Annotated in this window: 17 protein-coding genes and 2 pseudogenes; 7 read left to right on the top strand and 12 right to left on the bottom strand. The window is 66.3% G+C overall.

Annotated elements, in window-relative coordinates:
- Positions 1–313: 313 nt before the first annotated feature.
- A pseudogene (locus H7J93_RS29420) lies at positions 314–1,030 on the top strand (MFS transporter); the annotation flags it as partial.
- A 30-nt stretch (positions 1,031–1,060) separates the two neighbouring features.
- Here H7J93_RS29420 and hisS read toward each other — a convergent pair.
- Together hisS and H7J93_RS10390 are read right to left on the bottom strand one after the other, a co-directional pair.
- Entirely contained in the window at positions 1,061–2,326 is a 1,266-nt protein-coding gene (hisS, locus tag H7J93_RS10385) for a histidine--tRNA ligase (protein ID WP_267306214.1), read from the bottom strand.
- Positions 2,326–3,000, bottom strand: coding sequence for an MBL fold metallo-hydrolase (locus tag H7J93_RS10390; protein ID WP_267306215.1), 675 nt, complete (start codon positions 2,998–3,000; stop codon positions 2,326–2,328). Before H7J93_RS10390 ends, hisS begins: the two co-directional genes overlap by 1 nt.
- A 102-nt stretch (positions 3,001–3,102) precedes the next feature.
- Between H7J93_RS10390 and H7J93_RS10395 the strand changes: the two genes are divergently transcribed.
- Positions 3,103–3,975 carry a peptidylprolyl isomerase gene (locus H7J93_RS10395; protein WP_267306216.1) on the top strand — a complete coding sequence of 291 codons (873 nt, stop codon included), beginning with the start codon at positions 3,103–3,105 and terminating at the stop codon, positions 3,973–3,975.
- A complete protein-coding gene (locus tag H7J93_RS10400; RefSeq protein ID WP_267306217.1) occupies positions 3,972–5,000 on the top strand; it encodes a peptidylprolyl isomerase in 1,029 nt (342 codons plus the stop codon). Before H7J93_RS10395 ends, H7J93_RS10400 begins: the two co-directional genes overlap by 4 nt.
- A gap of 12 nt (positions 5,001–5,012) precedes the next feature.
- On the opposite strand, the gene H7J93_RS10405 is transcribed toward H7J93_RS10400, so the two are convergent.
- The 7 genes from H7J93_RS10405 to yajC form a co-directional block, all read right to left on the bottom strand.
- On the bottom strand, positions 5,013–5,306 hold the full coding sequence (locus tag H7J93_RS10405) for a DUF4333 domain-containing protein (RefSeq protein WP_267306218.1): 294 nt from the start codon (positions 5,304–5,306) through the stop codon (positions 5,013–5,015).
- A 50-nt stretch (positions 5,307–5,356) separates the two neighbouring features.
- Positions 5,357–7,675 (bottom strand): RelA/SpoT family protein, encoded by a 2,319-nt coding sequence (locus H7J93_RS10410; RefSeq protein ID WP_372507880.1) that lies wholly within the window; start codon positions 7,673–7,675, stop codon positions 5,357–5,359.
- A gap of 147 nt (positions 7,676–7,822) precedes the next feature.
- Positions 7,823–8,401, bottom strand: a complete 579-nt coding sequence (locus tag H7J93_RS10415) for an adenine phosphoribosyltransferase (RefSeq protein WP_267306220.1) — start codon at positions 8,399–8,401, stop codon at positions 7,823–7,825.
- Positions 8,368–10,023, bottom strand: a complete 1,656-nt coding sequence (locus tag H7J93_RS10420) for an ABC transporter substrate-binding protein (protein WP_267306221.1) — start codon at positions 10,021–10,023, stop codon at positions 8,368–8,370. The genes H7J93_RS10415 and H7J93_RS10420 overlap by 34 nt, the downstream gene beginning before the upstream one ends.
- 5 nt (positions 10,024–10,028) lie before the next feature.
- On the bottom strand, positions 10,029–11,324 hold the full coding sequence (gene secF / locus H7J93_RS10425; protein WP_267306222.1) for a protein translocase subunit SecF: 1,296 nt from the start codon (positions 11,322–11,324) through the stop codon (positions 10,029–10,031).
- Positions 11,325–11,328: 4 nt separating this feature from the next.
- Entirely contained in the window at positions 11,329–13,149 is a 1,821-nt protein-coding gene (gene secD / locus H7J93_RS10430) for a protein translocase subunit SecD (protein ID WP_267306223.1), read from the bottom strand.
- A 72-nt stretch (positions 13,150–13,221) separates the two neighbouring features.
- Entirely contained in the window at positions 13,222–13,566 is a 345-nt protein-coding gene (gene yajC, locus H7J93_RS10435; protein ID WP_267306224.1) for a preprotein translocase subunit YajC, read from the bottom strand.
- Between the two features lie 142 nt (positions 13,567–13,708).
- Here yajC and H7J93_RS10440 point away from each other — a divergent pair.
- The 3 genes and pseudogenes from H7J93_RS10440 (at position 13,709) to H7J93_RS10450 (ending at position 17,062) form a co-directional block, all read left to right on the top strand.
- Positions 13,709–14,118: pseudogene (locus tag H7J93_RS10440) on the top strand (VOC family protein).
- A gap of 151 nt (positions 14,119–14,269) precedes the next feature.
- Positions 14,270–15,610, top strand: coding sequence for a 4-aminobutyrate--2-oxoglutarate transaminase (gene gabT / locus H7J93_RS10445; RefSeq protein WP_267306225.1), 1,341 nt, complete (start codon positions 14,270–14,272; stop codon positions 15,608–15,610).
- 18 nt (positions 15,611–15,628) lie between these two features.
- Positions 15,629–17,062 carry a gamma-aminobutyraldehyde dehydrogenase gene (locus tag H7J93_RS10450; RefSeq protein ID WP_267306226.1) on the top strand — a complete coding sequence of 478 codons (1,434 nt, stop codon included), beginning with the start codon at positions 15,629–15,631 and terminating at the stop codon, positions 17,060–17,062.
- A gap of 30 nt (positions 17,063–17,092) precedes the next feature.
- Here H7J93_RS10450 and H7J93_RS10455 read toward each other — a convergent pair whose 3' ends face one another.
- The gene (locus H7J93_RS10455; protein WP_267306227.1) at positions 17,093–17,938 is read right to left on the bottom strand and encodes an alpha/beta fold hydrolase; all 846 of its coding nucleotides are present in this window, start codon (positions 17,936–17,938) and stop codon (positions 17,093–17,095) included.
- 60 nt (positions 17,939–17,998) lie between these two features.
- Between H7J93_RS10455 and H7J93_RS10460 the strand changes: the two genes are divergently transcribed.
- Positions 17,999–18,463, top strand: a complete 465-nt coding sequence (locus H7J93_RS10460) for a MarR family winged helix-turn-helix transcriptional regulator (RefSeq protein ID WP_267306228.1) — start codon at positions 17,999–18,001, stop codon at positions 18,461–18,463.
- Here the strand turns inward: H7J93_RS10460 and H7J93_RS10465 are convergent.
- A complete protein-coding gene (locus H7J93_RS10465; RefSeq protein ID WP_267306229.1) occupies positions 18,460–18,765 on the bottom strand; it encodes a cytochrome P450 family protein in 306 nt (101 codons plus the stop codon). The genes H7J93_RS10460 and H7J93_RS10465 overlap by 4 nt on opposite strands.
- Positions 18,766–19,040: 275 nt before the next feature.
- Positions 19,041–19,673, bottom strand: a complete 633-nt coding sequence (locus H7J93_RS10470) for a hypothetical protein (RefSeq protein ID WP_267306230.1) — start codon at positions 19,671–19,673, stop codon at positions 19,041–19,043.
- Between the last annotated feature and the right edge of the window lie 55 nt (positions 19,674–19,728).

Consider the following 19,728-nt stretch of genomic DNA (forward strand, 5'->3'; position numbering starts at 1 on the left):
CAGCATCGTCGGTAACACCACGGCGCCGGTCATCCTGCACCGGGCCCGCCATTCCAAGCACCTGGTCGTCGCCGCGGCGGCCTTGATCATGTCGCTTCTGGTCGCATCCGAAGCGGTCGAGGCACTGACCAATCACGCGGTGCTGCTGCTGCTGACGTCGGCAGGGATCGGGGTGACGGCCGGCATCAGCACCGTGGCCTTCTCCGATGTGGTCTGCACCAAACTGTCCGACGCACGGCGCGGACGGCTGCTGCTGACCCAGGGTGCTGCCGGTTCGGTGCTGGCGACAGCGACGACACTGGTGGTGGCGCCGATGCTCTTCCCTGGCGGTTCGCCGGCCGGTCACGTCCATGTGCTCTGGCTCGGGGCCGGGGTATTGGCAATCGCCGCGGTCGCCGCGCTGTTCCTCAAGCCGGCCCAGTGCAGCCCGAAGGCGACCGCGCCGCACGGCTCGTCTCTGCAGACCTACCGGAAGGGCCTTCGCATCGCTCGCACGCAGCCCTGGTTCCGTCGCTACGCAATCACCCATCTGACGTACGTCCCGATCCTGTTCGGCACCACCTTCCACACCCTGCGCGCCGCAGACGGCGACGTGACCCTGCATGTGCTCGTGGTGACCTCCAGCATCGGCCTGGTTGCCGGATCGGTTGTGTGGCAGTCGGTCTCGCGCAGGTTCGGCGTGCGGGGCATGCTGCTCGGCAGTGCCGCACTCAGTGCTTTCGCCGCCCTTGCCTCCACGGTCGCCGAGACACTTCGGCTGACTGCCAACGTGTGGTTGCAGACCGCCATCATCCTGATGGCCGCCATGGCGGCTCAGGCGGTGTTCACCGCGGCGATCTCCTGGATCGGCGCGTTCGCCGAGGAGGAGCACCGCGCGACGCTGATCGGATTCGCGGCCGCGATGGTGGCCGTCACGTCCGCCGCGGTGGGTGCCCTGCTGGGTCTGCTCGCGCAGGTTCCGTCCCAGGGTTGGCCGGTTCTGGTGGTGCTGATTCTCAACGTGGCCGCCGGTTGCATGGCGCTGCGGGCTCCGGGCCCGATCACCCCGGCGGATACGGAATCAGACCCGGCTCAGGCGCGTGAGGATGACGCTGTGAACGTCATCGACGGGTACATCGACCTGTTCGCCTGTCGCGAGGCTCTTCACCCCAACGGTCCCCGCCTCGATGTCGCGGTCGCCGGCAACCAGGGCTATCGATGCGCCTGACCGGTCCGCGGCGCGCATCGCACCCTTGATGCCGCGGTCACCGTAGGACAGATCGACGCGCACCCCCGCTGCGCGCAGTCGCGCGGCCACCACCGCCAGGGTGAGCTTGGCCTGCTCGCCCAACGGGACGCCGTACACGTCGACCCGCGACGATCCACCGACCGACTTACCCTCCGCCTTGAGCGCGAGCACCGTGCGGTCGACACCGAGACCAAAGCCGATGCCGGACAGGTCCTTTCCGCCGAGCTGGCGCATCAGGCCGTCATACCGGCCGCCGCCGCCGATGCCCGACTGTGCGCCGAGCCCGTCGTGCACGAATTCGAAGGTGGTCTTGGTGTAGTAATCCAGCCCGCGCACCATCCGAGGATTGATGACATACGGCACGCCGAGCGCGTCCAGATGCGCCAGCACGGTGTCGAAGTGCTGCTTTGCCACATCGGAGAGGTGATCGAGCATGACGGGTGCGTCCGCGGTCATCTCACGCACCTTGGGCCGCTTGTCGTCGAGCACCCGCAGCGGGTTGATCTCGGCGCGGCGCCGGGTCTCTTCGTCAAGATCCAACTTGAACAGGAAGTCCTGCAACATCTCCCGGTACTGCGGGCGGCACGTGTCGTCACCCAGCGAGGTGATCTCGAGCCGGAACCCGTCAAGTCCTAGCGAGCGGAAACCGGCATCGGCGACGGCGATCACCTCGGCGTCCAAGGCCGGGTCGTCGACGCCGATGGCCTCCACCCCGACCTGCTGCAGCTGGCGGTAGCGGCCGGCCTGCGGGCGCTCGTAGCGGAAGAACGGCCCGGCGTAGCAGAGCTTGACCGGCAGCGGCCCGCGGTCCAAGCCGTGCTCGATCACCGCGCGCATCACCCCCGCGGTGCCTTCCGGGCGCAGCGTCACCGAGCGGTCGCCGCGGTCGGCGAAGGTGTACATCTCCTTGGAGACCACATCGGTGGACTCCCCGACGCCGCGGGCGAACAACGCGGTGTCCTCGAAGATCGGTAGTTCGATATCGCCGTAGCCGGCGCGGCGGGCCACGTCCAATAGGCCGTCGCGGACACCGACGAACTGCGCTGAGTCGGGCGGCAGATAGTCCGGGACGCCCTTGGGCGCCTGAAATTCACTCACTAGTACAAGCCTTCGAGAAACGGGTTGGTGCGGCGTTCGTGTCCGATCGTGGACTTCTCGCCGTGCCCCGGTAGTACCACGGTGTCGTCGTCGAGAACCAATAGTTTTGTGACGATCGAGCCGAGGAGGTCACGGCCGCTGCCCCCGGGCAGATCGGTGCGCCCGACGGACTGCCGGAACAGGGTATCGCCGGTGAAGACCACCTCGTCGGGGCCCTCGGAAACGCGGAACACGACCGAGCCGCGCGTGTGCCCCGGGGTGTGGTCGACGGTGACCGTGATGCCGCCCAGCTCCACCTTGTCGCCGTCCTTGTCCAGCTCGATGACCTGCCTGGGCTCGCGGAACAGGGCGCCGAAGGCGATCTGCGCGAGTCCGCCGAAAAACCCCCTCCCGAAGTCCTTGATCGGGTTGGTCAGCATGAACCGGTCTTCGGGGTGGATGTACGCCGGGCAGCCGTACATGTCGGCCACCTTCTGTGCCGACCAGATGTGGTCGACGTGCCCGTGGGTGAGCAGCACCGCCGCGGGCGTCAGGTGGTTGTCGTCGAGAATCTGCTGCAACCGCCCGATCGCCCGCTGGCCCGGATCGACGATGATCGCGTCCGTTCCTGCGCGCCGAGCCAGCACGTAGCAGTTGCACGCCAACATGCCAGCCGGGAATCCGGTGACCAACACACGTCCAGTTTTCCATCCCTACTGACGTGGGTCGCAACGCCACACTCAGCAACGCCTGGCACACTCGTTGCCGACCGATCAACACAAGGAGGGACACCGGCGGTGCCGACCAACGAACAACGGCGGGCGACAGCGAAGCGCAAACTGGAGCGGCAGCTGGAACGCCGGGCGGCCAAGGAGCGCAAGCGTCGCCTCATCACCATCGTCGGATCCGCCGTGGCCGCCGTCATCGTCGTCGCCGCGGTGGTGGCCGTCGTCGTCACCAGGGACAACGCGGACAGCAAGAACACCGCTGCGACCGACAGCCCCACCACGACCAGCGCGGCGCCGTCCGAGGGCGGCCTGCCCGCATTCGCCGCTCCGGCAGGCCTCGGTGACAACTGCCAGTACCCCGCCTCCGCCTCGAAGGCCAGCAAGCCGGTCAAGCCGCCGCGGACGGGCAAGGTGCCGACCGAACCCGCGCAGGTCAGCGCCAGCATGGAGACCAACCAGGGCGATATCGGCCTGATGCTGGACAACGGCAAGTCGCCGTGCACCGTCAACAGTTTCGCAAGCCTGGCGAATCAGGGCTTCTTCAAGGACACCACCTGCCACCGGCTGACCACCTCGGAGTTCCTTTCGGTACTGCAGTGCGGCGATCCGACCGGCCAGGGCACCGGCGGCCCGGGCTACCAGTTCCCGAACGAGTATCCGACGAACCAGTACCAGCCCGACGATCCCAAGCTCGCCGAGCCGGTGGTGTACCCGCGCGGCACGCTGGCCATGGCCAATGCCGGACCGGGCACGAACGGCAGCCAGTTCTTCCTGGTGTACCAGGACTCGAAGCTGCCGCCCAACTACACGGTGTTCGGCACCATCGACGACACCGGACTTGCGACGTTGGACAAGATCGCAGCGGCGGGCACGGCCGACGGCTCGGAGGACGGTAAGCCGAAGACGGAGGTCAAGATCACGTCGTTGATGCTGGATCCGTGACGAACCCACCCCCTCCGTACGGCGCCTACCCGCCGCCGTACGGCGAGTACCCGCCGCCTTACGACTATTCGTCGACATCCCCCGGCTATCCGGCGCCGAAGTCGACGAACACGCTGGCCGTCCTGGCGTTGGTGTGCGCATTCGTGTTCGCACCGCTGGGGATCGTGTTCGGCCACATGTCCATGTCGCAGATCAAGAAGACCGGCGAGGAGGGCCACGGAATGGCCCTGGCGGGCCTGATCATCGGCTACGTGATCACGGCGCTGTCCATCCTCGTGGTCGTGCTGAGCCTGTTGTTCCTGATCGCGGTGGGCCGCACCCTGGAGAGCCTCGACGGGATGGTCCCCGACACCACCTACACGGCCGAGCCGACACCTAGAGTCGACACCGACCCACTACCCGACTTCAAGCCGCCCGCCACGCTGGGGTCCAACTGCCAATATCCGGCCACGACGGAACCGGCGAGCAAGCCCGCCAAGCCGCCGCGCACCGGTCGGGTGCCCACGACACCGGCGCAGGTCAGCGCCAGCATCATGACCAACCGCGGCGGGATCGGGCTGCAGTTGGACAACGCCAAGGCGCCGTGCACGGTGAACAACTTCGCCAGCCTGGCGCAGCAGGGCTTCTACGACGACACGACGTGTCACCGGCTGACCACCGGCCCGTCGCTCGGCGTGCTGCAGTGCGGTGATCCCAGCGGAACCGGCACAGGCGGTCCGGGCTACCGCTTCCCGAACGAGTACCCAACCAACCAATTCCGGTTGTCCGACCCGGCGCTGGAGAGGCCGCTGCTGTATCCGCGCGGCACGCTCGCCATGGCGAACAAGGGCCTCGGCACGAACGGCAGCCAGTTCTTCCTGGTGTACGAGGATTCGATGCTGCCGCCGACGTACACCGTCTTCGGCACCATCGACAAGACCGGGTTGGCCACTCTGGACAAGATCGCCGCAGCAGGCACCTCCGACGGCAGCGACGACGGCAAGCCCAAGCAGAGCGTGACGATCGCGTCGGTGCGGCTGGACTAGCGCCGCTTGGGCCTAGCTGCTGGGCTTCGTCTCGATGTAGAACTCGACGTCATCACCGTCGACCTTGGTGATCTTCATGTCGGCGGTGTACTCGGTGCCCTCGGGCCCGGTGAACTTGCACTCGAAGGTCGTGTTCACTTTTGCTTCCACACCCTCTGGACACTTCACGTCCTTGGGTTCGAAACCTGTTTGCTTCTTCACCAGATCGACGACGGATTGCGCGGCACCCTCGGGCTTGATGGTCGACCCGCAACCGGCGATCAGCAGGGCGACGGCCGTGAGAGTGGCCACGAGAGCGGTGCGCATCGCCGAATTATGACAGAAATCGGATCCGGCGAGATTATTTGCTCAAAACGTCAGGCGGCCGAAGTCACGCGGTAGACGTCGTACACGCCCTCGACATTGCGCACCACGTTGAGCAGGTGTCCCAGGTGCTTCGGATCACCCATCTCGAAGGTGAACCGGCTGACGGCCACCCGGTCGTCGGAGGTCGTCACCGACGCGGACAGAATGTTGACCTTCTCGTCGGCCAGCACGCGGGTGACGTCCGAAAGCAACCGGTGCCGATCGAGCGCCTCGACCTGGATGGCGACCAGGAACACCGACGACGGCGACGGCGCCCATTCCACGTCGATGATCCGCTCCGACTGCTGCTTCAGCGAGGACGCGTTGGTGCAGTCGGTGCGATGCACGCTGACCCCGCCGCCGCGCGTGACGAACCCCATGATCACGTCGCCGGGCACCGGGGTGCAGCACTTGGCAAGTTTGGTCAGCACACCGGGCGCGCCGGGCACGGCCACACCGACGTCCTCGTTGCTGCGCTGACGCACCGGCATGGTGGACGGCGTCGAGCGCTCGGCGATCTCGTCGGTGGCGTCCTCGTCGCCGCCCAGTTGGGCAACCAGTCTCTGCACCACGTGCCGAGCCGACACGTGACCTTCGCCGACCGCGGTGTAGAGCGCAGACACGTCCGCGTACCGCAGCTCACGGGCCAGCGTCGCCACCTGTTCGGCATTCATCAACCGCTGCAACGGAATTCCGGCACGACGTACCTCGCGGGCGATGGCATCCTTGCCCGCCTCCAGCGCCTCTTCGCGCCGTTCCTTGGCGAACCACTGGCGGATCTTCGCCTTCGCGCGCGGCGAGACCACGAACGTCTGCCAGTCGCGAGACGGGCCGGCGTTGGGCGCCTTAGACGTGAACACCTCGACCTGGTCGCCGTTTTCGAGCTTGCGCTCCAACGCGACCAGCCGGCCGTTGACGCGTGAGCCGATGCAGCGGTGCCCGACCTCGGTGTGCACGGCGTAGGCGAAGTCGACCGGGGTCGACCCGGTGGGCAGCGTGATCAGATCGCCCTTCGGGGTGAACACGAAGATCTCCTGGACCGCCAGGTCGTAGCGCAGCGATTCGAGGAATTCGCCCGGGTCGGCGGCCTCCCGCTGCCAGTCGAGCAGTTGCCGCATCCAGGCCATGTCGTCGATCTCGGCGGCGGCGTAGCTGGCCGGAAGTCCGTTGCGGCCCTTGGCTTCCTTGTAGCGCCAGTGCGCGGCGATGCCGTACTCGGCGGTCTTGTGCATGTCGATGGTGCGGATCTGCACTTCCAGGGGCTTGCCCTCGGGACCGACGACGGTGGTGTGCAGCGACTGGTACACCCCGAACCGTGGTTGGGCGATGTAGTCCTTGAACCTGCCCGCGATCGGCTGCCACAGCGAATGCACCACGCCCACAGCCGCATAGCAGTCCCGGACCTCGTCGCAAAGGATGCGGACGCCGACGAGGTCGTGGATGTCGTCGAAGTCGCGACCCTTCACGATCATCTTCTGGTAGATCGACCAGTAGTGCTTCGGCCGGCCTTCCACCACCGCGTTGATCTTCGAGGCGTTCAGGGTGGCCGTGATCTCGGCGCGCACCTTCGCCAGATAAATGTCGCGGGACGGCGCCCGATCGGCCACCAGTCGCACGATCTCCTCGTACTTCTTCGGATGCAGGATCGCGAACGACAGATCCTCGAGCTCCCACTTGACCGTGGCCATGCCGAGCCGATGCGCAAGCGGCGCAATCACTTCCAAAGTTTCGCGCGACTTCGCCGCCTGCTTCTCCGGCGGCAGGAAGCGCATGGTCCGCATGTTGTGCAACCGATCGGCGACCTTGATCACCAAAACCCGAGGATCGCGAGCCATCGCGAGGATCATCTTGCGGATGGTCTCGCCTTCGGCCGCGGTGCCCAGCGCGACCTTGTCCAGCTTCGTCACCCCGTCGACGAGGTGGCCGACCTCCGCACCGAACTCCTCGATCAGCGCTTCCAGGGTGTATCCGGTGTCCTCGACGGTGTCGTGCAACAGCGCCGCGATCAGCGTCGTGGTGTCCATCTCGAGTTCGGCCAGAATGTTGGCGACGGCCAGCGGATGGGTGATGTACGGGTCACCGGAGCGGCGCAACTGATCGGCGTGACGCTCCTCGGCCACCTCGTACGCGCGCTGCAGCAGCGCCAGGTTTGCCTTGGGATAGAACTGCTTGTGGACGGCGACCAGAGGTTCGAGCACCGGGTTGATGGCACTGCGCTGTGAGGTCATCCGGCGGGCCAGCCGGGCGCGCACCCGTCGGGATGCGCTGGTCCCCGTTTTTGCCGAATCCGTCTTGGAATCGGTCTTCGAATCCGCCTTGGGCAGCTCCATCGGCTGCGTTTCCGGCGCCTTGGCGTCGGGCAGCGACTGCACAGCCTGTCCCGTACCGGGGTCCTCGGCCATGGTCACCTCCCGTCCGCTCAGACGAGCGCCGATCGCGCGCCCGTCGATAACTCATTGCGACTTCGAGGATACGGCTCAGATGGTGAGCAGGGACGTCACCGGTAGGGGTTCGAGCACCTCGCGACCGTTGAGCCCACCCAATTCGAGGACGACCGCCGCGGAGGCGACCGTCGCCCCGCAGTGCCGCAGCAGCTTTTCCGTTGCGGCGACGGTTCCGCCGGTGGCCAGGACGTCGTCGATGATGACGATCGTGCGGCCGGCGAGCTCGATGCCGTCGGCCGGTAATTCCAGCGTGGCCGAGCCGTACTCGAGCTGGTAGGTCTCGCTGTGCACCGGCGGCGGCAGCTTGCCGCCTTTGCGGACCGCGAGCACACCGGTGCCGAGCCGCAGCGCCACCGCCGCGCCGAGCAGGAAGCCCCGTGCATCAATGCCCGCGACCAGATCGGCGCCCTTTGCGGTCTCGGCGAGGGCGTCGGTCACTTCGGCCAGACCGTGCGCGTCGGCCAGCAGCGGCGTCAGATCCTTGAACTGGATGCCGGGTTCGGGGAAATCGGGCACATCCCGCATCAATGAGGCGACGAGCCTCGCGATGTCTTTATCGGCTTTTGCCGCGCCAGGGGTCACTGCTCCAGCACCCAGCGATCCATGTTCCATCCCGCACCCCATCGAGTCGGATTGCTACTCACCGCGTACATGTCTTTCGACGTCACCACGGTCCGCTGCTGACGATAAAGCGGAAGGGTCGGCATGTCAGTCCACAGGATCGATCCGCCCTCACCGAGCAGCCGCGACACTTCCTTGGGGTCGGCCGCCACCGCCAGCGCCGCGATGATGCCGTCGACACGTTCGTTGTTGTAGCGGGACAGGTTGTTGCCGTTGCCGGAATGCAAGGTGTAGGCATCCATCGCGTTGGATCCGGTCGATCCGCTGCCGGCAGCGCCACCCGTGCTGGCGAGCAGCACGTCGATCTTGTTGTCGCGCAACGTCAACGGGCCGGTGTCGTTGGTCGCGACGTCGAGCACCGTGATGCCCGCGGGCGCGCACGCCTTGGCGATGGCGCCGACCGTCGCCGCGAGCCTGGCGTTGGGACTCTGATACCCGATCCGAACGGTCAGGGGCCGTCCGTTGATCGCGGCCCGCGCGGCGTCGGGATTGGCGACGGTGAACTGGCGGCCCTCGGCCGCGCTCTCGGCCGCGCTGTAGGCGTCCTCGCTGACGGGGTTGAGGCGCGAATTCGCGATCGGCGCCGCCGCGTTGCGGGCGATCACATCGCGCGGTGTGCAGTGGGCAAGGGCGCGGCGCTCCGGTGTCTGGGACATCGGGCCCGCCGAGGCGAAGATGAGCTGCTCGATACCCGCGGACGGCGAATCGGTCCGGACGTAGTTGTCGGGCAGGTTCAACGTGCCCGACGAGCCGGCCGCGACGTCGACGACGTCGTAGGCCCCCTGGTTGATGCGGTCCTGGATGTCGGCTCCGCGCGGCCACACGGTGACCCTGGAGGTGACGGGCGGTGCTCCCCACCATTTGTCGTTGGCGACGAGCACGACCGCGCCGTCGGAGGTCACCGAGTCGAGCTTGTACGGGCCCGACGACGGGAACTTCTTCAGATCGAGGTCCGGCTTCAGGGTCCACGTGGTGTTCCACACCTGCGCGATGCGCTCGATCGTCGGGCCGTCGTTGTTGGTGATCGCGGTGGTGACGCCGCCGTCGCCGAGACCGAGCGCGTCGGCGATCACGTGCGACGGCATCATCGACGTCGCGTCGAACAGCTGGCCGTAGTCGACGAATGCGCGGTCCTGCGCGAATGAGACACGTGCCTTCTTCTGCCCCGGTGAACAGTCGACAGAAGCGATATCGACGTAGCCGGCGCGGCTGGCGGCGTCGAAAAAGGGGAACCGGCCCGACTGTGCCGCCCAGGCCAGCACCATGTCGTCGCACGTGATGGGTTTGCCGTCGGAGTACACCGCGTTGGCGTTGATCTCGTAGTCCAGGATCAGCGGCGCACGCCCGACGACCGAGATCTTGCCGAAGTCGTGATCGCCGACGATCTGGCCGTCGGGACCGTGGTAGTTGAAGCCGGTCAGCACCCGCGCGAACGCCTGCGGGCCGCCCGATGCGGCGCCGGCGACGGTGTTGGTGTTGTAGGTCGTCAGCATCCCGTCGACCGCGAAGTCAATGCTGTCGGCCGGGCCGCGCGAACACGATGACAGTCCTGCGGCGCCGACCACGAGGGCGGCGGCCAGTACACCCGCACGTCGCGTCCAGGCCGTGATCATCGGGACTACCGCCGCCGGGTGTTGCGCTTACCCGATGGTCGCCCGGTCTTGCCGCTCGTGGGACGGGTCGGGCGCGCTCCGGGCGCGGGCTTCTCGGGTGCCGTCGTCGTGGGTGCTGTCGTCGTGGGTGCTGTGGACGTGCTCGCCACCGCGGCCTTCGCCGGCGCCTTGGCTTCCTCCGACGCCGATCGCTCGTCGTCGCTGTCCGACGTCCGCGCGGCACTCCCCTTGCGACGGTTGAGCACCCGGCGGGTGTGTGACCGCACCTCGTCGGTGCGTTCCCGCAACGACACCAGCAGTGGCGTAGCGAAGTAGATCGACGAATACGTTCCGACGATCACGCCGACCAGCTGCACGAGCGCCAAATCCATCAGCGTGCCAACACCCAGCAACCAGACCGCGATCACCATCAGAGCCAGAATCGGAAGCACCGAGATGAGGCTGGTGTTGATCGACCTCATGAAGGTCTGGTTGACCGCCAGGTTGGCGTGCTCGGCGAACGTCCGGCGCGTCGTGTGCTGGAAACCGTGGGTGTTCTCCTCGACCTTGTCGAAAACGATCACCGTGTCGTAGAGCGAGAAACCGAGGATGGTCAGCAGACCGATCACCGTCGCCGGCGTGACCTCGAAGCCGACGATGGAGTAGATCCCGGCGGTCACGACGAGGTCGAACACCAGCGTGGCCAACGCCGCCGCGGCCATGTAGCGCTCGTAGCGCACGGTGATGTAGACGGCGGCCAGCGCGAGGAACACCACCAGGGCGATGAGAGCTTTCTTGGTGATCTGCCCGCCCCAGGTCTCCGACACCGCCGAATCGCTGATCGCGTTCTTGCTGGGCTGTCCGTCCGGTCCCCGCGGTTGGAACGCGTCGAACAGCGCCGTGCGCAGCTTCTCGATCTCTTCGTTGTTCAGGGTTTCCGAGCGGATCTGCACCGTGGCCGAATCGCCGCTGCCGACGAGGACCACGGCCTCGGCTTCCTTGCCGAGCGCCTCGCTGAACACGTCTTCGACCTGTTGCGTGGTCACGGTGCCGGTCGCGGTCTGCGCCGGCATGGACACCTTGGTGCCGCCCTCGAAATCGATGCCGAAGGTGAAGCCGCGCAGCAGGATGCTCAGGACGGCAACGGCCACGATGACGCCGGAGACCGTGTACCAGAGCTTGCGCTTACCGATGACCTCGAACGCGCCCGTGCCGGTGTAGAGCCGGGTGAAGAAGCCGTGCTGCGGTGTCGCCGTGCTTTCGAGGTCGGGTGCCTCGACGGCTTCGGTCGTCAGCTCCGCTGAATCCTTGTTCTTGGCCATCTCGCTACCCCCGTCCCGTCAGGTGTGCGGCGGCTCGTCGCTCGCGGGCGATCTGCTGCACCGCGCCCAGACCGTTCAGCCTCGGCTTGGCCAGCGTCGGCGACTTCGACGCGATGTAGACGAGTGGCCAGGTCACCAGGACCACGACCACGACGTCGAGAATGGTTGTGAGGCCCAAGGTGAACGCGAAACCCTTCACCTGGCCGACAGCCAGGACATAGAGGACGGCGGCGGCCAGGAACGTCACTGCGTTGCCGGACAGGATCGTCTTGCGCGCCCTGTTCCAGCCTCGGGGCACGGCCGAGCGGAACGAGCGGCCGTCGCGTATCTCGTCCTTGATGCGTTCGAAGAACACCACGAACGAGTCGGCCGTCATACCGATACCGATGATCAGACCCGCGATGCCGGCCAGGTCGAGCGTGTAGTTGATGTATCTGCCGAGAAGCACCAGGATCGCGTAAACCATTGCGCCGGAAGCGACCAGCGACAGCGCGATCAGCACGCCCAGGACGCGGTAGTACAGCAGCGAATAGAGCAGCACCAGTGCCAGCCCGACCGCACCCGCGATCAGACCTGCCCGCAGCGACGTCAAACCCAGTGTCGCCGAGACGGTTTCGGCTTCCGAGGACTCGAAGGACAGCGGAAGCGAGCCGTACTTCAACACGTTGGCCAGTTCGCGGGCCGTCGACTCGGTGAACTGTCCGCTGATCTGCGTGCGGCCGCCCGGAATGGGCTCGCGAATCTCGGGGGCGCTGACCACCTTCGAGTCGAGCACGAAGGCGGTCTGGGTGCCGACGTTCGCCGCGGTGAAGTCGGCCCAGATCTTGGTGGCGTCGCTCTTGAACTGGAGGTCGACGATGTACTGGGCCGATTGCTGATCCAGTCCCGAGCTCGCGTTCTCGATCTGTTCGCCGCTGATGATCGACTTGTCGAGGAGATAGACCTCGTTGCCGTTCTGCGAGCACGTGATCAACGGCAGGTTCGGGTCGTCGTTGCCGGCCAGCACGTCGTCCTCGCCACATCGGGTTGCCTGGAACTGCAGCGCGAGGATCTGGATCTGTTGGTCGGTGCTCTGCCGCAGTTCCTTCTCGTCGGCGATGCGCTGCTGGAGCGTGGGTTCTCCGGGTGGCGGGGCCGGGGTCGGCTCCTGTCCCGGAGGCGCGGGCTGGGTCTGCTGGCCCGAAGGCGCAGGCTGAGGCGACGGCGCTGGGGTCGGCGAGGGCTCGGGTGAGGGCTGGGTGGGCGGTTGCTCCGGGTAGGGCCGCGGCTGCGGGGCCGGAGACTGCGCAGGCGGTGCGGGCTGTGCGGGCGCTCCTGGCGGGACTCCTGCGCCCCCTGGCGGAAGTTCGGCGCCTCCCGGCGGTGCCGGGGCCCCGGGCTCTTCCGGAGGAAGCGGAGGTGCGCCCTCGGGCTCCTCGATCGGCGGCTGCTGGCCGGCCGGTACGGCTGGCATCACATGGATGACGGGCCTGATGTACAGCCGTGCCGTCTGACCCAGGTTGCGGGCCTCGCTGCTGTCGCTGCCGGGCACGGTGATGACGAGGTTGTCGCCGTCGATGATGACTTCGGATCCCGAAACGCCCAGGCCGTTCACCCGGTCGCTGATGATCGACTGCGCCTGGAGCAGGGCGTCGCGGGTGGGGCGCGAGCCGTCCGGCGTGCGAGCGGTGAGCGTTACGCGGGTGCCGCCCTGCAGATCGATACCGAGCTTCGGCTCGGCTTTCTTGTCCCCGGTCAGGAACACCAACAAGTATGCGCCGACCAGCAATACCAAGAAGAGCGCAAGGTATCGGGCAGGGTGCACCGGCGTCGAAGACGATGCCACGTTTCTAGGGTCTCCTCGAGATCAGTTCGTCAGCACCGCAAAGGTTACGTGCTGAGGCTGAGTCCTCAGCCCTCAGTCCTTCTTGTTCGGGCTTTCGGTGATTTCGGTGGCCGTCGACTCTTCGTCGTCGAAGTCCTCGAAATCTTCGTCCTCGTCGGTCTCGGGCTCGATCTTGTCGCGCACCGCCAGCTTCATCCAGGTGGTGACCACGCCGGGTGCGATCTCCAGGTCCACGGAGTCGTCGGTGATGCCGGTGATCGTGCCTTCCAGGCCCGACGTGGTGTGGATGCGGTCACCGATTTGAAGCGACTCATGCAGATCGATGGTGGCCTGCATCGCCTTCTTCTGACGGCGCGACGCGAAGAACATGAAGAGGCCCATGATGATGATGAGCGGCAGGAAAATGACCAGATCCATGTGAGCAGCTGTCTTTCGTATCGGTCTCGGTTCACAGCGCAAGACCGGCAGGTCAGACGCTTCGTCAGGGACCAGTGTGCCATTGCGGGCGCAGATCACCGAGTGCGCCCGTCCCTAGAGCTGGCAGTGCTAGCTTCCGTGGGTGCTCGGTCACCTCGGCATCAACGTCGAAGACCTGACCGCGGCCAAGAACTATTACGACGTACTCATGCCCTTGCTGGGCTTCGAGGAATTCCTCAGCGCAGAGGACGAGTTCGCTTACCGGCCAGCGGGCGGCAAGCCCGGCACATATCTTTTCTTCTATCCGTCGGCCGAGCCGTCGCAATATTCACGGCACCAGGCCGGACTCCAGCATCTCGCGTTCATTGTCAAACCCGGTCGCGGGTGAACGAGGTCCATGAGCTCGTCACCGCGTTGACGCCGCGGTGGGGCGGGCAGGTGCTCCATCCGCCACAAACTTTTCCGCAATATCCGCAGCCGTATTTCGCCACGTTCTGGCTCGACCCGTGGGGCGTAATGCTCGAAGCCGTGTGCCACTACGACCGGGGCTGACCGAACTGCGACGAAATCCGTTGCGTCGTCCCGCGGCAGCCGTTGATTCCGCCACGACCTACCGGAGTTTTCAATCGGATCGGTGCGCCGCCGACTAGGCTCGTACCGCGACGCGTCGCGCGTCGAAACCCCAGTTCGTCAGGAGGCGGAATTGAGCACCCTCGAGCAGAGCCGCTACCTCGCCACCGCGATACCCGGCCCGCTGTCGCAGGCGCTCATCGACAGGAAGAGCGCCGCCGTGTCCCGTGGGGTGGGCAACACCATGCCTGTGTATGCGTCGCGGGCGTTCGGCGGCATCGTCGAGGACGTCGACGGCAACCGGCTCATCGACCTCGGTTCGGGTATCGCGGTGACCACCATCGGGAACGCGTCGCCGGCCGTCGTCGCCGCCATCGGCGATCAGGCGGCCCGATTCACCCACACCTGCTTCATGATCACGCCCTACGAGGGGTATGTCGCGGTCGCCGAACAGCTCAACCGGCTGACGCCCGGCAGCTTCGAGAAACGGTCGGCGCTGTTCAACTCGGGGTCGGAGGCCGTGGAGAACGCGATCAAGATCGCCAGGACCTATACGCGTAAGCCCGCGGTGGTGTCGTTCGATCACGCGTATCACGGCCGGACCAACCTGACGATGGCGTTGACCGCCAAGTCGATGCCCTACAAGCACGGCTTCGGCCCGTTCGCACCCGAGATCTACCGCGCCCCGCTGTCGTACCCGTTCCGCGACGCGGAGTTCGGCAAGGAGCTGGCCACCGACGGTGAGCTCGCGGCCAAACGCGCCATCACGGTGATCGACAAACAGGTGGGCGCCGACAACCTCGCTGCGGTGATCATCGAACCCATCCAGGGTGAGGGCGGCTTCATCGTGCCTGCCGACGGCTTCCTGCCGACCCTGTTGGACTGGTGCCGGAAGAACAACGTGGTGTTCATCGCCGACGAGGTGCAGACCGGGTTCGCGCGCACCGGCGCGATGTTCGCGTGCGAACACGAGGGCATCGAGCCGGACCTCATCGTCACCGCCAAGGGCATCGCCGACGGTATGCCGTTGTCCGGCGTCACCGGCCGCGCCGAGATCATGGACGCCCCGCACGTCAGCGGGCTCGGCGGCACGTACGGCGGCAACCCGGTGGCATGCGCGGCCGCGCTGGCCACGATCGAAACCATCGAAGCCGACGGCCTGGTGGAGCGCGCGCGTCAGATCGAAGCCCTGATGAAGGACCGGCTGGGCCGGCTGCAGGCCGAGGACGACCGCATCGGCGACGTCCGCGGTCGCGGGGCGATGATCGCGATGGAGTTGGTCAAGCCCGGCACCACCGAGCCCGACGCCGATCTGACCAAGGCGCTGTGCGCGGGCTGTCACGCCGCGGGCGTGATCGTGTTGTCCTGCGGCACATTCGGCAACGTGCTGAGATTCCTTCCACCGCTGACCATCAGCGACGACCTTCTCGTCGAAGGTCTCGATGTCCTTGCCCTTGTTCTCAAAGACCAGTAACCGAAGGAGTTCACATCCATGACGAAGGTTCAGAATTTCATCGGCGGCGAGCTCGTCGACTCCGTCAGCGGGGCCACGATGCCGCTGGTGGATCCCACCACCGGCGAGGAGTACGCCACGGCGCCGATCTCCAACGAGGCCGACATCGACAACGCGTACGCGGCGGCGTCGAAAGCGTTCGCCGACTGGAAGCGCACGACGCCGTCGCATCGCCAGAAGGCGCTGCTCGACTTCGCCGACGACGTCGAGCGCAACGCGCAGGCACTCGTCGAGGCCGAGGGACGCAACACGGGTAAGCCGAACCACGTCACCGCGGCCGAAGAGATTCCGCCGATGCTCGACCAGATCCGGTTCTTCGCAGGCGCGGCGCGGCTGTTGGAGGGTAAGTCCGCCGGCGAGTACATGGAGAACCACACGTCGTGGATCCGCCGCGAGCCCGTCGGCGTCATCGGCCAGGTCTCCCCCTGGAACTACCCGATGATGATGGCGATCTGGAAGTTCTGCCCGGCGATCGCCGCGGGCAACACCGTGGTGATCAAGCCGAGCGACACCACGCCGGTGACCACCGTGATGCTCGCCGAGATCGCCGCCAAGCATTTCCCGCCAGGCGTGCTGAATGTCGTGTGCGGCGACCGGAATACGGGTGCCGCGGTGGTGGCGCATCCGACACCGGAGATGGTGTCGATCACCGGTTCGGTGGCCGCGGGCCGCGCGGTGGCCGTCAGCGCGGGCGGACATCTGAAGCGCACGCACCTGGAGTTGGGCGGCAAGGCGCCGGTGATCGTGTTCGACGACAGCGACATCGCCAGCGCCGCCGAGGGCATCGCGACGGCTGGCTACTTCAATGCCGGCCAGGACTGCACCGCGGCCACCCGGGTGCTGGCGACCGCCAAGGTGGCCTCGGATCTGACCGAGGCGCTGGCCGAGCAGGCACGGGGTGCGACGACGACGTTCGGCAAGGCCGCCGACGACGAGGACGCCTGGGTGCCGCCGGTCAACAATGTCAACCAGATGGAGCGGGTGCTGTCGTTCTTCGAGGATGTGCCGTCGCACGCCAACCTGGCTGTCGGCGGAAAACGCCAGGGCGACAAGGGTTTCTATGTGGAGCCGACGGTCATCGGCGGGCTGCACCAGGACGACCGTCTGGTGCAGCAGGAGATTTTCGGACCGGTGATCACGGTGCAGTCGTTCTCGGATGAGGACGAGGCGATCGCGTGGGCCAACGGCACCGAGTACGGACTCGCGTCATCGGTGTGGACGAAGGACGTATCGCGGGCCCTACGGGTGTCGGCAGCGCTGAACTTCGGGTGCGTGTGGATCAACACCCACATTCCGTTGGTCGCCGAGATGCCGCACGGCGGGTTCAAGTCGTCGGGCCACGGCAAGGACCTGTCGATGTACGGTTTCGAGGACTACACGCGCATCAAGCACGTGATGGCCTTCACCGGCTAGCTTTTCCTGCGCGAGCAGACGCGAAAACCCTTATTTCGACGGCATTTTGGGGGTTTTCACGTCTGCTCGCCAAAAGGAGGTGACGAGCCGCAGGATCCGGTCGCGGTCGAGCAGCAACGGCGAGACGTGACCGGTGCCTGCGACCTCCTCGACACGACAATCCGGAATCTTGGTGCACGTTTCGCGGGCCTCGGCGGGGCGCCATCCGGTGACGTCGTCGCGCACCGACATGACCAACGTCGGCACCGTGATGCGCGGCAGCAGATCTTCGATGCCGGTGCGTTTCAGCATCATCGACCGCATCGCGCGATACATCGCTGTGCGATCGGCGTCGTGGAATGACGCCATGATCGTCTCGGCCAGTTCCGGTTGTGCGGCGATCGCATCGGCGCCGAGCAACGAGTCGAACAGCTGCTTCATGATGAACCCGCTGGGCCCGGCGAGTCGGTACATCGCGACGAGCGGCCACGCCGTGGCGAGCTTTTCCCGCAGATTGAATCCCTGCACGGGCGTACCGATCGTGGTCAATGTCCGCAGCCGCGATCCCGTGGCGAGCCGAATCCCGACGTGCCCGCCCCACGCATTGCCCAACCAGTCGACGGGTCCGGTCAGACCGAGACGGTCCAGTGCCTGCTCCGCGGCGGCAGCGACTTCCTCGAACGTGAAATCCCGCCGCACTTCTTCGCTCTTGCCGTGTGACGGGCCGTCGATGCAGTAGACCGTGCGGTCGGCCGCCAGGGCCACGGCCAGCGGCTTCCACGAGCGGGAATCGATAAACAGGCTGTGCCACAACACAACCGGCGGACCTGTTCCGCTGCGCTGGACATGAAGCCGGCCGAGGTCGGTGCTGACGAAATTCGGGCTCGGGGTGATCATCGCGCCGCTCCAATTACTTCGGAAACCGAAACTTCGGTATCCGTAGTATCCTCACCTGTCATGGCCGCGTCAAGGGATCGGGCGCAAGACCGCCTGGCGATCGGGCAGCTCCTGGTCAGGCTGTTGCGTGAGTTTCGTGACGACCTCGCCGCGCCGCGCGCCGAAGCCGGTTACAGCGATATACGCGAGACGCACTTCCAGATCTTCGGCAATATCCGGATGGGCGGGATCCGCCTCACCGAACTGGCCGACCGTGCACAGCTGAGCCTGGCCGCCGCTTCGGAATTGGTGAACGATCTCGTCGACCTCGGCTATCTGACCCGCCGCCCGGATCCGGCGGACGGCCGTGCCAAGCTCATCGACCTGACGAAGCGGGGTCAGGCGCTGATGGTTGACGCGGGCGAACGCGTCATCGACATCGAACGCAGGTGGGCACAGATCGTCGGGGAGCGGAACTTCGCGCAGATGACGCGGACGATGCAGCGTCTGCTCGACGAATTGGACCCCAAAGAGTCGAGGAGTTAACCGGCGCAGACGACGAGATCCGCGACGAACCGGCGGATGTCATCGGTCGTCAGCGCCTGTCCGTCGATCTCGACATCGATCAGCTGCGAGAGCAGATCGTCGGTGGGGTGCGTGCAGCGGTCAGCGATCATGACGTCGACGTACTGGTGCAGCGCGTCACGCGACTTCGACGACATCGGGGTTTCGGCCCACCGTGTGAACAGGCGCCAGTCCCGCTCAGGCACGCCGAGCGCCTCGCAGATGGCGACGACCGAATGCTGGCGTGCCGCATTGGAATCCGTGGTACCCGGCCTGTAGGTCATCTCGGCCTCCTTGAAAACGAGTAGATAAGTCGACTATCGGTTGCGCCGAGCCGCGAATCATCCGCCGGTCGGCGTACTTTCGATCAGAGTTAGATAGTCAGGCTATCTTCTGCGGCCCCGGTGGTCAGTCATGCAAGTCACATCCCGCTTGTGAGGCTCGTCCCACCGGCCGGGTGTTGGGGCGGACGTGACCACGCCAAATATCGGCGGCGAAATAGCATTCCGGGCCGTCGAAGCCGTAGCCCGACAACCCGGAATGCTATTTCGAGGAAGCGTCAGTGCGCGTGCGTCCGCCGCCGGCTGAACGTGTCACGCCAGCGATGGCGCCCCGTCGAACTGGCCGTCGGCTGGATCTCGGTGACCGCATCGGTGTCCGCGAGCGCCGACTCCGCCTGCTCAGCAGCGACCGGGCGGTCGACGTACTCGACGTCACGCACGCTGCGTACCGAAATGCGGCCCACCGCCGCCGCCCCGAGGAACACGATCAACGCACCGAGTCCGTAGAAGTACGCCAACTCGAGCACCACTGCCTTGGTCTCCGTCACCGCGACGGGTGCACCCACGTCACCGATGCCCAGCAGTCCTGCCGACGCGCGACCGACGATGAACCAGGCGCCCGCGAGCACGGCCAGCCACGCCCCGAACATCGCGGTGGCCCGATTGCGGGAAACGAGCAACAGAAGTCCGCCCACTACCGCCACCGCACCGGGCAGCACCTCGAGCCACCCGCGCGCCTCGGTCCACGTCCAGGCCCGGTCGGGGCTGAAGGCGAAGTCGAAGAACGGTCCGACGAACGGAATGAGAGCGCCCCAGGCGCCCAGAAGTACCAGCAGAAAACCGCTCATTGCGCCCCGACTGCGCTGCATCTGAAGGCGGCCCCCGCGGGTCCGAACTCGCGTATCAGTCATGTAGGTCGGAGTACCCGCACCAGACAACCCGTAACCCGCCTCCGGCGGCCGCGAC

The organism is Mycobacterium barrassiae, assembly GCF_025822765.1.
In the GTDB taxonomy this organism is placed as follows: Bacteria; Actinomycetota; Actinomycetes; order Mycobacteriales; family Mycobacteriaceae; genus Mycobacterium; species Mycobacterium barrassiae.